The sequence below is a fragment of the Rhodospirillaceae bacterium genome (genome assembly GCA_016712715.1).
Lineage (GTDB): Bacteria > Pseudomonadota > Alphaproteobacteria > Dongiales > Dongiaceae > Dongia.
In genome coordinates, this window is record JADJQM010000001.1 from 2,008,451 (window position 1) to 2,022,084 (window position 13,634).

The 13,634-nt window shown below is 63.7% G+C and carries 12 protein-coding genes; 3 read left to right on the forward strand and 9 right to left on the reverse strand.

The window, feature by feature from the left end; genetic code table 11:
- Positions 1–6: 6 nt before the first annotated feature.
- The 8 genes from IPK59_09755 to IPK59_09790 all read right to left on the reverse strand — a co-directional run bounded on the left by IPK59_09755 (position 7) and on the right by IPK59_09790 (position 7,686).
- Positions 7–324 (reverse strand): 2Fe-2S iron-sulfur cluster binding domain-containing protein, encoded by a 318-nt coding sequence (locus tag IPK59_09755; GenBank protein ID MBK8159023.1) that lies wholly within the window; start codon positions 322–324, stop codon positions 7–9.
- Between the two features lie 28 nt (positions 325–352).
- Positions 353–1,642: a glutamine synthetase gene (locus IPK59_09760; GenBank protein MBK8159024.1), complete on the reverse strand. Its 1,290-nt coding sequence runs from the start codon at positions 1,640–1,642 to the stop codon at positions 353–355.
- Positions 1,643–1,664: 22 nt separating this feature from the next.
- Positions 1,665–2,927, reverse strand: a complete 1,263-nt coding sequence (locus IPK59_09765; GenBank protein ID MBK8159025.1) for a cytochrome P450 — start codon at positions 2,925–2,927, stop codon at positions 1,665–1,667.
- A 54-nt stretch (positions 2,928–2,981) separates the two neighbouring features.
- Entirely contained in the window at positions 2,982–3,782 is an 801-nt protein-coding gene (locus tag IPK59_09770; protein ID MBK8159026.1) for an acetoacetate decarboxylase family protein, read from the reverse strand.
- A 12-nt stretch (positions 3,783–3,794) separates the two neighbouring features.
- A complete protein-coding gene (locus IPK59_09775) occupies positions 3,795–4,649 on the reverse strand; it encodes a fumarylacetoacetate hydrolase family protein (GenBank protein ID MBK8159027.1) in 855 nt (284 codons plus the stop codon).
- Between the two features lie 23 nt (positions 4,650–4,672).
- On the reverse strand, positions 4,673–5,569 hold the full coding sequence (locus IPK59_09780; protein MBK8159028.1) for a catechol 1,2-dioxygenase: 897 nt from the start codon (positions 5,567–5,569) through the stop codon (positions 4,673–4,675).
- On the reverse strand, positions 5,569–7,026 hold the full coding sequence (locus IPK59_09785; protein MBK8159029.1) for an aldehyde dehydrogenase: 1,458 nt from the start codon (positions 7,024–7,026) through the stop codon (positions 5,569–5,571). The genes IPK59_09780 and IPK59_09785 overlap by 1 nt, the downstream gene beginning before the upstream one ends.
- 93 nt (positions 7,027–7,119) lie before the next feature.
- Positions 7,120–7,686 carry a winged helix-turn-helix transcriptional regulator gene (locus tag IPK59_09790; protein MBK8159030.1) on the reverse strand — a complete coding sequence of 189 codons (567 nt, stop codon included), beginning with the start codon at positions 7,684–7,686 and terminating at the stop codon, positions 7,120–7,122.
- A gap of 358 nt (positions 7,687–8,044) precedes the next feature.
- Here IPK59_09790 and IPK59_09795 point away from each other — a divergent pair, with 358 nt between their 5' ends.
- Positions 8,045–9,496, forward strand: a complete 1,452-nt coding sequence (locus IPK59_09795; GenBank protein ID MBK8159031.1) for an APC family permease — start codon at positions 8,045–8,047, stop codon at positions 9,494–9,496.
- Positions 9,497–9,562: 66 nt separating this feature from the next.
- Positions 9,563–10,744, forward strand: a complete 1,182-nt coding sequence (locus tag IPK59_09800; GenBank protein MBK8159032.1) for a cytochrome P450 — start codon at positions 9,563–9,565, stop codon at positions 10,742–10,744.
- Between the two features lie 110 nt (positions 10,745–10,854).
- Here IPK59_09800 and IPK59_09805 read toward each other — a convergent pair whose 3' ends face one another.
- Positions 10,855–12,483 carry a 5-guanidino-2-oxopentanoate decarboxylase gene (locus IPK59_09805; protein ID MBK8159033.1) on the reverse strand — a complete coding sequence of 543 codons (1,629 nt, stop codon included), beginning with the start codon at positions 12,481–12,483 and terminating at the stop codon, positions 10,855–10,857.
- Positions 12,484–12,597: 114 nt separating this feature from the next.
- Between IPK59_09805 and IPK59_09810 the strand changes: the two genes are divergently transcribed.
- A complete protein-coding gene (locus IPK59_09810; GenBank protein ID MBK8159034.1) occupies positions 12,598–13,542 on the forward strand; it encodes a LysR family transcriptional regulator in 945 nt (314 codons plus the stop codon).
- Positions 13,543–13,634 lie beyond the last annotated feature (92 nt).

Consider the following 13,634-nt stretch of genomic DNA (forward strand, 5'->3'; position numbering starts at 1 on the left):
TGCCCGTCAGATATGCGGGACGTGCAGGATCAGGCCGTCAAGTTCCTCGGTCGCGATGATCTGGCAGGACAACCGGCTCATCTCGCGCCGCTCGGCGGTGGTGATCTCCAGCATGTCGTCTTCCATTTCGCCGGGCTTGCCGGTCTTCGCCGCCCAGGCGGGATCGACATAGACATGGCAGGTGGCGCAGGAAAGGCAGCCGCCGCATTCGCCGATCACGTCGGGCACATTGTTGGCGACGGCGGCTTCCATGAGATTGTGCCCCACGGCGACATTGGCGCTGATCTCACGCCCGCCATCGAGGACCCAGGTGATCTTCGGCATCGTCTTTTCCCTCTCGCCCGCAAGCTGCCTAGATATAGTTGATGTAATAGTCGCGTTTGGCGTCACCTTCGAGGGCGCCCACGCGCTCGACCTCATGCTGCTTGATGAAGACGTGGTTGTCGACCAGTCCCTGCCCCACGGCCTCTACCAGGGGTTTGTCGGCGACCAGGGCGTCCAGGGCACCGCCCAGGGTTTCCGCGACACCTTCGCGGGCGTCCTGGTTTTCCAGGCAATCGGCGGTTTCGGCCGGGGCCAGCTTATAGTTATTGACGAAGCCGAGCCTGGCTGCCTGCAGGATGGTGGCGACCATCGTATAGGGATTGGCCGCACCATCGCCCATGCGGTGCTCGATGCGCGACTTCGCCCCACCCTCGGCCGAGAGCCGGGTGGTGACGCCGCGATGATCGACGCCCCAATTGCGCCAGAAGCCGGACAGGCTCGCCGGTTTCAAGCGGTCATAGGAATTGACGGTGGGTGCGAGGAGACCTGCCATGCCGGCATGATGCTGCATGAGGCCGGCGATGCAACCGCGCGTCAGCGGCGGCATTTGTTCCGGAACCGTCGCATCGCCGATGGCATTGCGGCCGTCCTTGTCGTTGAAGCTGAAATTGACGTGGAGGCCGCTGCCGCTCAGACCCAGGACAGGTTTCGGCATAAAGGTGAGCAGGATGCCGTGTTCGAGTGCCACTTCGCGGGCCAGCAGCCGGAACAGGAAGATGTCGTCGACGGCTTTCAGCGCATCGTCATAGGTCAGCGTGAATTCGAATTGCGGCGCATCATATTCCGAGGTGAAGCAATCGATGCGGAAGCCGGCGGCGGTGGCCTTTTCCCAGATCGCGTCGGTAAAGCCACGCGGATCGGTGAAGGGGCCGGTGCTGTAGACGAAGGCGCCCGGCGTGTCATAGGGCACCCATTTGCCGTGTTCGTCGCGGCAGAAGGCATAGGCTTCGAGCTCCAGCCCCACCTTGGGCGAATAACCCAGCGCCTGCCATTCGGCGATGGCGCGCTTCAACGCCCCGCGACCGCAGAGCGGCAGCGGTGTGCCGTCATTGTCATACTGGTCGGCGACCACAACCTTGGTGTTCGGCTGCCAGCCGGCGCGGATGTCGGCGGCCTTGTAGACGGCGTCGTAGTCGGGGAGACCCTCCAGCATCTTGGAGCCGGGCGCCGGCATGAGGTCCTTGGCATAGCTCACCGCATAGATGCCGAGGCAGAAGCGCGACGAGCCGTCGCCCATTTTCGCCGCCGGCAGATATTTGCCGCGGGCCAGGTTGAGGTGGTCACAAAACAGAAGCCGCAGCCTCTCTGCCGTCGCCATTGTTGTTCTCCCAGACAGAAATTCAGTTCGTTTGAATGCGCACCGGCAGTCGTTTGATGCCGCCGATGAAATTGGAACGCAGGAATTCGTGGGCGCCGGTCTGTTCGATGGACTTCACGCGCTTCACCAGTTCCTGCAGCAGGATCCGGACTTCGAGCCGCGCCAGCCACATGCCCAGGCACACATGGGGTCCCCCTTGCCCGAAGGATACATGGCGGTTGGGGGTGCGCAACAGGTCAAGCTCGAACGGGTCCTCGAACACGGTTTCGTCGCGGTTGGCCGAGACGAACCAGAAGATCACCTTGTCGCCTTCCCGCACATTCTTGCCGTGGAGCTCAAAATCGCGGGTCGCGGTGCGCCGGAAATGCATGGTGGGCGAGGCCCAGCGGATGAACTCGTCGGGGGCCGTTTCCCAGATATTGTTTTCGCCGGCGCGGAGCTGGTCCATGAGCTGCGGGCGATTGCAGAGGGCAAAGAGCGAGGCCGCGAGCGAATAGCGGGTGGTGTCGTTGCCGGCCGCCACCAGCAGGCAGAAGAAATTGCGGAACTCCGCTTCGGTGATGACATTGCCATGGGCATCGGGCTGCAGGATGAGGTGCAGCACACCGCTGGTGTCGCCCTTGGCCTGCTTTTCGCGCATCAGCTTCTTGGCATATTCATAAAGATCGGCGCCGGCCGGGGAGCGGAACGGCATCAGGCGATAGGCCTCGGTATCGGCCTTGTCGAGCACCAGGCTGGTGAATTCGGGATCGGTGTTGGCGATGAGCTGGTCGCCCTTCTCCACCAGCCAGTCGAGATCCTCGTCCGGCGTGCCGAGGATCTGGCCCAGCATGCGCATCGGCAATTGCCGCGAGACATCCTTCACCGCGTCGAAACTGCCGCGCGCCAGGACATCGTCGAGGATGGAATCGCAGATGTGGCGGATCTGCTGGTCGAACTGGGCCACGACCGGCTTCGAGAAGGCCTTGGCCACCAGCACGCGGGTCCTTGAATGTTCCGGGGGATCGGTTTCCTGGAAGGTGCGGCGGGCGAGGTATTCCTCATAGGTCTGGTCTTCCATGCGGATGCCGCGCGCGGAACTCAGCAGATCGTAATTCTTGTTGAACTCGAGGATGTCGGCATGGCGGGTCAGCGACCAGAAGCCCTTGCCGCCCTTCATCTCGCTCCAGGAGAGCGGCTCCTCGCGGCGCAGCCTGGCGAAGGTGTTGTGCGGCGCGCCGGCCAGGAAGGAATCATGAGCCGAGAGATCGGCATGGCCGTCATCGAGGGGGGCAAAACTCGTCATGGCGAAACCCTTGCGTTGCGGTGAGCTGCGTGAGGCTTGTGGTCAGCTTCGTTTTCAGGCGCTGATCTTCGGGACCAGCGACTTGCCGCCGTTCCAGACGACCCCGATCTGCCGGTAATAGCCGCCGATGATCTCCAGCGGTTTCAAATGGGCCAGTTCCTCGGTGGGCGAGTCGAACAGCGCGAAGTGATCGACTGAAGCCGCGAAGGGCTGGCCGCCCTCGAATTTGGCGCCGGTTGATTCGATGAGCTCGGCATGGGCGTCGCCCTTGCCGTCGATCGCCGGCAGCCAGCGGTGATGCGCCATCGGATGGCCGTTGACGAAACCGTTCTTCTCAGCAGGCCCCTTCAGCGTGATGACAGCCTCGGCGAGGCGCCGGTCATTGGCTGCCAAGGTGGCGCCGAAGACGCCGCCCGCTGCCACCTGGGGGGCGGGCGCAAAGGGATGGGGTCTGGTCATGTGGATGGAGCCGAACTTTTTCGGATAGCCCTGGTGGATGCCGCGCAGCATCGCGAAGTCCTTGTCGACCCAGATATAGATGCAGCGCGAATAGGTGCGCCCTTCGAAGGCGCAGCGCACGACGGCGAAGGCTTCCTTGTATTGCGCGCGCACGGGGTCGAGCATTTCGGCCTTCGAGCCGCCGCAGGATTGCCAATCGGCCCAGATGAGCGCGACGGCGCCGGGATCTTCGGCAGCCAGCGTCAAGGGGGCCGGCAGGATCTCGGCGATGCGCTTGGGGTCCGTGCGGTATTCGACGGTGAGGAGATCGCCCGCATAATGCCAGGGCGGCGGCGGCAGGAGCGCTGCCTGGCCGGTGACGCTGCGCGGATAGAAGAAACCTTGCAAGCTGGTCATGTGCCGATCTCCTCAGGCGCCGGGTTTCTTCGGGGCGCGGATACCGCGGAATTCCCAATCGCCCCCCAGGGCCGTGGAGAGCACCTCTTCCGATTCCGTGGGCTGCGCACCCACATCCGTGCGGATCGGTTCCGGTCCTTCGACCACGCGATTCGACAAGCGACCGAGCCCTTCGACCTCGACTTCGACCACGTCGCCGGGCTGGACGGGGCGCGAATTGGCGGGTGTGCCCGAGAGCAGCACATCGCCCGGTTCCAGCGTGATGTTGCGGGCGATGTCGGCCACCAGATAGTTCATGTCCCAGGTCATCTCGGACGTGTTGCCGTCCTGCACGACCTTGCCGTTGACATAGGTGCGCAGGAACTTGTTGTGGAAATCCCAGCCGGTGACGAAGCCCGGCCCTAAGGGACAGAGCGTGTCGCTGCCTTTGACGCGCAGCATGGAGCCCGCATCGGTGTCGCGGAAATCGTGGAGGCCGAAATCACTGGCGATGGTGTAGCCGGCGATATAGTCGCCGGCTTCTGCCTGCGAGATATTACGCGCGCGCTTGCCGATGACGATCGCGACCTCGCCTTCGTAGTTCAGCCATTTGCACCCCCGAGGACGCACGATCTCGCCATTGTGGGAGTTGAGGGCTGAGGTCGGCTTCTGGAAATAGGTCGGTGTGGCCGAGAGCTTGATCTGGAATTCGTGGACCCGGCTCACATGGTTGAGGTGGACCGCGATGATCTTGCCCGGCTGCACGGGGGGCAGATGAATGGCGTCCTTAATGGCGACCCGGCGGCCGTCGCGCGCCACCAGTTCCTCGCCCTTGCGTTCGGTCTCAACGACAGCGCCGCCCAGCAGGATGCGTCGATATTCGGTCATTTTGCTCTCCCAGAACTTGGGCCTTATTCGGCCGCTTTCTTGTGTGACGTCCAGCCGCCTTGCGGCCGGTCGAACCAGATATGCACCTGGCCGGTGCCGATGGAATTCTCATAGTCGCTGTAGAGCCTGCCCGGTGCCGACAGTTTCTCCTCGCCGAGGGCCGCGGCCATCATCAGGTAGTGGCCGAAATTGGCTTCCGGCTTGAACTTCAGGAATTCTGGCATGCTGCGCAGCACGCTCGCGTGATCGCCGGCCTTGAACCACTCGATGCGTTTCAAATCAGCGGCGGAATGCTCCGGACTGAAGATATGCTCGACCCCCGCCGCCTCATGGGCGCGCAGTTTCTGCAACGGCCAGAATTTGTGGCTCATGGCGCCGGAGGCGAGCAGCAAAACCTTCTTGTCGGACTCGGCGATGGCTTCGCCCAACGCACGGCCGACACGCAGGAAATCCTCGGTCTCGCCGGTCTGGGCGCAGCTCATCGAGATCCAGGCCTCGGGGCCTTTCTGCAGATAATGGGCGACGTTGACAGTCGCATATTGGATGGGGAGATAGGGATCGTTATTGGGGGTGATCCAGGTGCCGTGCTTCCGCGCCTTGCTCGCCACCAGTTCGGCAAAGGCAGGATCGCCGGGCAGGTCGTAGGGGATCTGGCTCATCCCGCGCGGCAATTCGTCGGAGGTGTATTTGCCGCTGCGGCGCGCCTCGCTGGTGATGACGAATTCGACGGTGGTGAACCAGTGCGAATCGAGCACCACGACGATGTCGTAATCGAGCTTGGGCAGCACTTCGTTGCGCAAACGCCGGAAGCCCTCGACCACGGTGAAGTCCTTGCCGTTATTGAGCTCGTGGCGGATCGTCTCCGGCAACATGACGGTGGGAACATGGGCAATGAGCCCGCAACCAACAACCTCACCCATCATTTTCTCCAACCAGTTGGCGCAAAGACAGCGTTCTTGACGTCGCAATAGAAATCGAACGACCAGGTGCCGCCTTCGCGGCCGATGCCGGACTTGCCGTTGCCGCCGAAGGCCTGGCGCAAATCGCGCACGAAGAAGCAGTTGTTCCAAACGAGGCCCGCATTGACCGCCGCCGTCACGCGCTCGGCGCGGGGCTGATCGCCGGTCATCACCACGGCGGCGAGGCCGTATTCGGTGTCGTTGGCCATGTCGATGGCCTGCGCTTCGCTCGTGAAGGATTGCAGGCAGAGGACCGGGCCGAAGACTTCCTCGCGCAGGATCTCGGACGTCGCGGGCGGATCGACGAACAGGGTCGGCTTGAAATAGAGGCCGCCTAGCGTGTCGTTGGGACCGCCGCCGAGTGCGGGCTTCAAGCCGGCACCGATGGCGCGTTCGACAAAGCCCTTCACGCGTTCGAAATGCTGGCGGCTGATCTGCGGGCCGATATCGCTTGCCTCATCGCGCGGATCACCTTGACGGATCGCCTTGGCCTTGGCGAGGAATGCTTCGAGGAAGCGGTCGCGGATGCTCTCTTCGACCAGGATGCGCGTGCCGGCGAGGCAGACCTGGCCGGCATTGTCATACTGGCCGATCGCGGTGTTGACGGCGAGGTCGAGATCACAATCGGCAAAGACGATGAAGGGCGATTTGCCGCCAAGCTCGAACGACAAGGGCACCAGATTGGGGGCGGCGGCCGCAGCGATGGTTTTGGCGGTCGGCACCGAGCCGGTGAAGCTCAGTCGCCGGATCTTCGGATGGCGCGAGAGGGCAGCACCCGCTTCGCGGCCGAGACCCTGGACGACATTGAAGACGCCGTCCGGCAATCCAGCTTCGGCGGTGATGTCGGCGAGCAGAGAGGCCGTGAGCGGCGCCCATTCCGGCGGCTTGTAGACGACGGTGCAGCCGGCGGCGAGCGCCGGGGCGATGCGCCAGGTGCCCAGCATCAACGGCGCGTTCCACGGCGTGATGATGGCAGCGACACCGCTCGGGTCATAGCTCACATGGTTGCGATGGCCGCGCACGTCGAAATCGGCGTGATCCAGTTGCAGCAGCCAATCGGCAAAGAAGCGGAAATTCATGGCGACGCGGGGCATGACGCCGCGCCGGTGGGAGCGGAGCAGCGAGCCGTTGTCGCGGGTTTCGACCACAGAGAGCTGCTCGACACGGGACTCAATGATGTCGGCGATGCGATGCAGGTAACCGGCGCGTTCCTGCCGGCTGATCTTCTTCCAGGAGTGGAACGCGGTGGCGGCGGCCGTCACCGCCTGATCGATTTCAGGCGCATCGCCCGACGCGATCTCGGCGATCGGCTGTTCGTCGATCGGCGAGATGGCAGAGAATTTCCGGGCACTGTCGACGCGCTTGCCGCCGATCCAATGCCTGCCGTCAACCTCGACACCTTCGACCAAAGCCCGCATCCTGCCGCTCCGCAAAATCGTTCGACGTCGAATAATTATTCAAAGCGTCAAGCGAGTCAAGCGTCGCAGTGGCAGTGGGTCGCAGGGGGAGGATCAGCTGCCCTCGAGCGGCCCGTCGAGATCGTTGATGGTGGCGAGGATGAGGCGAATCGCATCGGTCGCGGCCTGCATTTGCTTGGCGCTGAGGCGTTCGACGATGCGGGTCTCCTCGGCGTTGAACTTCGGAAAGATGCTGCTGATGAGCTCGGCGCCGGTCGCGGTGAGGTTGACGATGACGAGGCGGCGCTCGAGTTCGTTGGCGCGCCGGCGCACCAGCTTGCGCCCTTCCAGCATGTTGAGAATGCTGGAGAGGGTGCTTTTGGCGACCCCGGCTTCGGCGGCCAAGCGGCGCGTTTCCAGCTCGCCATAGATCCACAGGCACCACAGCGTCACGAAGGCTGACCAATGCAGATCGGCCTCTTTCAGCACGGCACGTTCGAAATGATCGCGAATGAAACCGGAGGCGCGGTGGATGTTGGAGACCAGCGCCATCGAATCGAGATTGATGCGGAGGCCCGCCACCCGCTTCTCGCCCAGCACCTCCGCGAGCGGCTTGGTCGAGCGTTTCCCGGTGGAGGACTTTGATGGAACTGGCTTCTTTGCCGGTGACGAAGTGGACACCGACTCCTTGCCGCGAGATCTGGCCCCCTCGCTCTTCGCGGGTGCAGCAAGGCGGGCGGGGGCGCGGCGGTCTTTGTCCAAAGCGAAACTCCGAAGGGATTCGAGGCGCGCGCTTTATAGCATCGCGCCGCCGACCACATAAGGGACCAATCGCCGCGCGCGCTCAAGTCGCAACTGTCTCTTGCCGAGGATTTTGATTCGCGTTATCGTTCGACATCGAATGAAAAATAAAAATCGACGGCAAGGCCTGCGCCTTGCCGAAACGATGAGACTTGGCCGCGGGTGATTCCCGCGCGCAGCACACGGGGGTTTTGGCGGCCGAGATCGTTCGGCCGCCGGCGTTTTCAGGGAGGGGAAATTGACGGATTTGAATTCCACGGACAGATTGCGGCGCAATGCCTTGGGCGTTGCCGCGGTCACGTTCTTCGTCGTCTCGGCGGCGGCACCGCTCACCGCCGTGGCGGGCGGTTTTCCGATCGCCATGCTGCTCGGCAACGGCGTCGGTGTGCCGCTGGCGGTGCTGGTGGTGACGGCGATCCTGCTCGTCTTCTCGGTCGGCTACACGACCATGGCGCGGCATATCTCCAATGCCGGGTCGTTCTATGCCTTTACGGCGCGGGGCCTCGGCGGTGTCGCCGGCGGTGCCGCGGCCTATGTCGCGGTGCTGGCCTATAACGCCATGCAGATCGGGCTTTACGGCCTGTTCGGCGCGGTGGCGGCGGCGACCTTCGCCGGTTTCGGCCTCGACCTGCCATGGTGGGTCTGGTCGGGCATCGCCCTGGTGCTGGTCGCCATTTTCGGCTATCGCCAGATCGACCTCTCGGCCAAGGTGCTGGCGGTCCTGGTGGCGGCGGAATATATCGTCGTCCTCATCATGGATCTTGCCATCGTCGGCAAGGGTGGCGCTGCCGGAATCAGCACGGCGAGCTTCACGCCGGAAGCCTTCATGTCCGGCTCGCCCATCATCGGCATGCTGCTGTGCTTCGCCGGCTTCATGGGTTTTGAGGCGACCACGATCTATAGCGAGGAAGCGCGCGATCCGCACCGCACGGTGCCGCGTGCCACCTATCTCTCGGTCCTCGTCATCGGCATCTTCTATGCCTTCACCACCTGGTGCATGGTGCTGGGCACCGGTCCCGACAAGCTGATGGAAACGCTGGGCGGCCTTGCCGATCCCACCACCTTCATCTTCGTCCTTTCGGACCAGTATGTCGGCAGCGCCGTCACCACGCTGATGAGCCTGCTGCTGGTCTCCTCCGTGTTCGCGGCACTCCTCGCCTTCCACAATGCAGCCGCGCGCTATTTCTATGTGATGGGCCGCGAGGGCCTGCTGCCGGCCCATCTCGGCCGGACCCATGACGAACATCAGAGCCCGCATACGGGGTCGGTCCTCCAGACCATCCTCGGCATCGTGGTGCTGGCGATCTTCGTCGTCACCAACCAGGATCCGGTGCTGGCGCTGTTCGTGTGGTTAACCAACTTGGCGACGCTGTGCGTGATTGCGCTGATGGCCGTCGTGTCCTTTGCCGTGATCGCGTTCTTTAAGCGGTCGCCAGGTCTTGAAGGATCACCGTTCCGAACGATCATTGCGCCCATTGCTGCGGGCCTGACGCTGGCGGCCATCGGCATTGCCGTGGTGGTGAATTTCGGGCTGCTGATCAGCGCGAGCACGCCATTCGCCGAAGGTCTCGCGATCGGCTTGCCGATCCTGGTGCCGGTGGCGGCGATCATTGGCGCCATCGTCGCCAACCAGTTGAAGCAGGCAGGCGGCACGCGCTTTGCCGATCTGGGCGCGCATCAGAAGCACTGACGAACGACCTCTCACGGGCGGAACGGGTCATACCGTTCCGCCCTTTTTCTGTGTGCGGGGGATTGCATGAAGTTTACCGACCGGATCACCGTCCAGGATCTCGAGGACGACCCTTACCCGCTTTATGCGCGCATGCGGCGCGAGGCGCCGGTCGCTTTCGTGCCGGCCGTCAATATCTGGCTGGTGACGCGTTGGGCCGATGTCGAACATGTGGCGAAGTCGCCGGATATCTTCACGGCACAAGTCAAATCCTCGCCGGTCGAGCGCACCTTCGGCAAGCCAACCATCCTCACGACCGACGGGCCGGTGCATAAGGAATTACGGGCCGGCATCGACCCCAAATACAAACCCAAGGCGGTGGCCAGCTATATCGAGCCGTTGGTGCGGCCGATCGCCGATGAGTATCTGGATGCGCTGCTGGCGAAGGGCGGCGGCGATCTGATGGCCGACTATTTCGAACCCATCTCGACCTTGAGCCTCGCCCGTTCGTTCGGCTTCGAGGGGGTCGACATGCCAACCCTGCGGCGCTGGTTCTACGGCCTGGCGCAGGGTGCGATCAATTTCGAGAATGACCCGGAACGGCAGAAGATCGGCGATGCGGTGAGCGCCGAGATTACCGAAGCGGCAGATCTCATCTTCGACCGTCTGGAGCGGGCGCCGGATCAGTCGGCGCTCTCACACATGCTCCATGACGGGATGCCGGCGGGGACGACACGTTCGCGCGAGATGCTGCTCCCCACGGTCAAGGTGACCCTGCTGGGCGGCATGCAGGAACCGGGGCATGGGGCGGGATCGGTGCTGGTGGGGTTGCTGACCAATCCCGACCAGCTCGCTGACGTCCGGCAGAATATCTCGGAACTGCTGCCCAAGGCGGTCGATGAAGGCTTGCGCTGGGTGGCGCCCATCGGCACGCAGACGCGGGAGACCACGCGCGCGGTCGAGCTGGGCGGGGTCACGATTCCGGCCGGGGCGGCGGTGGGTGCGCTGGTTTCCTCCGCCAGCCGCGACGAGGCGCGCTTCACCGAGCCGGACCGTTTCAACATCCACCGCAATGAAGGGCCGCATGCGGCCTTCGGCTTCTGTCCGCATTTCTGCTCCGGCCGCTGGTTCGCCCGCGACCAGGTGATCGTCGCCTTGCGCGTGCTGCTTGAGCGCACGAAAGAGATCGCGTTCGTGCCGGACAAGCTGCCCCAGTTCCGCGGCTGGGAATTCCGGGCGCCGACATCGCTCAGCGTCACGCTGCGCTAACCCCTCACCCCAACCCCTCTCCCCATAAATGGGGCGAGGGGCTCTCGAGCGAGCTCGTTGGAAACTCCCTCGCCCCGCGATAGCGGGGAGAGGGTTGGGGTGAGGGGCGCTTACCCTTGCGCGAACGCCGCGATATAGGGTGCGTCGGCACGAATTTCGATCACGGTCGGGATCCTGGCGGTGGCGGCACGGCGGAGGGCCGAGGTGAGTTCCGCGACGCTGCTTGGCCGCAGCGCGCCGCAGCCGAAGCCGATGGCGATGGTGAGGAAATCCGGCGTGTAGATGTCGACGCCGATGGGCTGGATCTGGCGGTCGACCATATAGGTCTTGATCTCGCCATAGCCGTCATTGTTCCACAGCAGCACGATGAGCGGCATCGCTGCTTCGACTGCGGACGCGAGTTCCGCGATGGTGAATTGCAGGCCGCCATCGCCGATCAGCACCACCACGGGCCGGTCGGGGGCGGCGAGCTTGGCGCCGATGCCGGCCGGCAATCCGTAGCCGAGGGTCCCATAACCGGTGCTGGAGTTGAAATAGGAACGGGGCCTTGGCGATTCATAACATTGGTTGAGAGCATAGACCGGCTCGGTCGAATCGCCGGCGATGATGGCATCCGGCAATGCCTCCAGAACCACCTTGGCGATGCGCTGATGCAGGCTGACCGCCGGCCACCAATGCGGACGGTTCGCAGCGCGCACGGCGGCGGCGCGCCTGGCGCCGGGTGAATCCGTTTTGGCGACGGTCTCCTGCGCAACACCGAGCGCCTGGTTGAGCGCCGTCACGGCGAAGGCGGAATCGCTCAAGATGGGCAGATCGGTTGCGACCGCACGGACCAATTGTTCGGGATCGATGTCGATGCGGATGAGCTTGCCGCCGAACTGCAGGGGCTTGGGCTCGGGATACATTTCCGTCTCGCCGAATTCGGTGCCGATGGCCAGCACCAGGTCGGATGCTGCGATCGCGTCATGGACCGGTGGGAAGGCCATGTTCTCGCCGATGCGCAAGGGATGCGATGGTGGCAGGATGCCCTTGGCATTCACCGTGTTGATGACCGGCGCGTCGAGATGTTCGGCCAGTGCGCGGATACCAACCGCTGCGTCGGCGGCGCCACCGCCGAGGATGAGGAGCGGCGTCTTTGCCGCTTTCAGCCAGCTTGCCGCCAGGGCGATGTCGGCGGCCAATGGTGCCGGGCGCTTGGGCAAGGCGCGCCGGGCGACGATGACCGGATCGACCCGGGCGGTGATGACGTCGATGGGAATCTCGATATGGACCGGGCGGGGCCGCGCACTGGCAAAGAGCGCAAAGGCACGTGCCAGGATCTGCGGCAATTGATCAGGTGACAGCAGCGTGTGGCTGAAAGCCGACACACCTGCCACGACATTGCGCTGCGAGGGCAATTCATGGAGGCGGCCATCGCCCATGCCGAGCTGCTCCGTGCGGTTGACGGCGGAGATCACCAGCATGGGGATGGAATCTGCATAGGCCTGGCCCATACTGGTCAGGATATTGGTCATGCCGGGGCCGGTGACGATGAAGCAAACGCCGGGCTTCCCGCTCACCCGCGCATAGCCATCGGCCATGAAGCCAGCACCCTGTTCGTGGCGGGGTGTGACATGGCGGATGCGGGTCTGCGGCAATCCCCGGTAAAGCTCGACCGTGTGCACGCCCGGGATGCCGAAGACCAGCTCGACGCCATAGGCCTCGAGAAGCTGCACCAGCCATTCACCACAGGTCGCCATGATCGATTTTCTCCAGAGAAATCAGGGGATTATGAGGAGGATAGAGCCTTGCCCGGGAGATTGTTACAATACAGAATAACCTACGTTCACTTCGACACCGCACGATATGAAGGCATGCCAATGTTGGCCAATCTCAGCGAAGGCGATCTCAAGCTGCTGCGCGTCTTTGCCAAGGTGGTCGAGGCCGGCGGTTTTTCGGCGGCACAGATCGAGTTGAATGTCAGCCAGTCGACCATCAGCACACATATGACGGCGCTGGAGCAGCGCCTGGGTGTGCGGCTGTGCGAGCGGGGCCGCGCCGGGTTCAGTCTCACCGAAAAGGGCAAGCTCATCTACCAGGCGAGCCAGCGCCTGTTCGGCGCGGTGGATGAATTCCGCGCAGCGGCGGGGGCGGCGCGCAACAGCCTGGTGGGGACCCTCTCCATCGGCATCGTCGACAATCTCATCACCAATCCTGCCTGCCGGCTGCATCAGGCGATCAGCCGCTTCAACCAGCAGGCGCCGGAGGTGCAGATCTCGGTCCAGGTGACCTCTCCGACCGAGATCGAGCAGGCGGTGCTGGAGGGGCGGCATGATCTGGGCTTCGGCGCCTGCGGGCGGCATTCGCCCTATCTCTGTTATGAGGATCTGTTCGAGGAACGGCAGGTGCTTTATTGCGGCCTGGGTCATCCCTTGTTTGCGCGCAGCGCAGCGGTGACGCTCGACGATCTCAAGGACCAGCAATTCGCCCGGCGCGCCTACACGGCGCCCAACCAGTTTCCCAATGGCGTGAGCCTCACCTCGACCGCCACCGCCGACCTCATGGAGAGTGTCGCGGTGTTCATCCTGTCCGGCCGCTATATCGGCTTCCTACCATCGCATTTCGCCCAGCAATGGGTGGCACAGGATCTGATGCGGCCGCTGCTCGAGAAGCGGCTCGGCTATCAGAACCCGATCTACCTCACCATGCGCAAGACCGAGCAGAAGAAGCCGCTGCTGGGCGCCTTCCTGGAGGAGGTCCATGCGGTGCACCGGGCGGTGCCGGAGGCTGTGAAACCGAAGAAGCTGGCGCGGGTTTGAGAGCCCCTCACCCCAACCCCTCTCCCCAAAGGGGCGAGGGGCTTTTAAGCAAGCTGGGTCGCAACTCCCTCGCCCCGCGATAGCGGGGAGAG

What these genes read in the sequence shown, in the direction of transcription:
- IPK59_09755 (MBK8159023.1), bottom strand. Translation starts at nt 324, where the DNA reads ATGCCGAAGATCACCTGGGTCCTCGATGGCGGGCGTGAGATCAGCGCC.
- IPK59_09760 (MBK8159024.1), bottom strand. Translation starts at nt 1,642, where the DNA reads ATGGCGACGGCAGAGAGGCTGCGGCTTCTGTTTTGTGACCACCTCAAC.
- IPK59_09765 (MBK8159025.1), bottom strand. Translation starts at nt 2,927, where the DNA reads ATGACGAGTTTTGCCCCCCTCGATGACGGCCATGCCGATCTCTCGGCT.
- IPK59_09770 (MBK8159026.1), bottom strand. Translation starts at nt 3,782, where the DNA reads ATGACCAGCTTGCAAGGTTTCTTCTATCCGCGCAGCGTCACCGGCCAG.
- IPK59_09775 (MBK8159027.1), bottom strand. Translation starts at nt 4,649, where the DNA reads ATGACCGAATATCGACGCATCCTGCTGGGCGGCGCTGTCGTTGAGACC.
- IPK59_09780 (MBK8159028.1), bottom strand. Translation starts at nt 5,569, where the DNA reads ATGGGTGAGGTTGTTGGTTGCGGGCTCATTGCCCATGTTCCCACCGTC.
- IPK59_09785 (MBK8159029.1), bottom strand. Translation starts at nt 7,026, where the DNA reads ATGCGGGCTTTGGTCGAAGGTGTCGAGGTTGACGGCAGGCATTGGATC.
- IPK59_09800 (MBK8159032.1), top strand. Translation starts at nt 9,563, where the DNA reads ATGAAGTTTACCGACCGGATCACCGTCCAGGATCTCGAGGACGACCCT.
- IPK59_09805 (MBK8159033.1), bottom strand. Translation starts at nt 12,483, where the DNA reads ATGGCGACCTGTGGTGAATGGCTGGTGCAGCTTCTCGAGGCCTATGGC.
- IPK59_09810 (MBK8159034.1), top strand. Translation starts at nt 12,598, where the DNA reads ATGCCAATGTTGGCCAATCTCAGCGAAGGCGATCTCAAGCTGCTGCGC.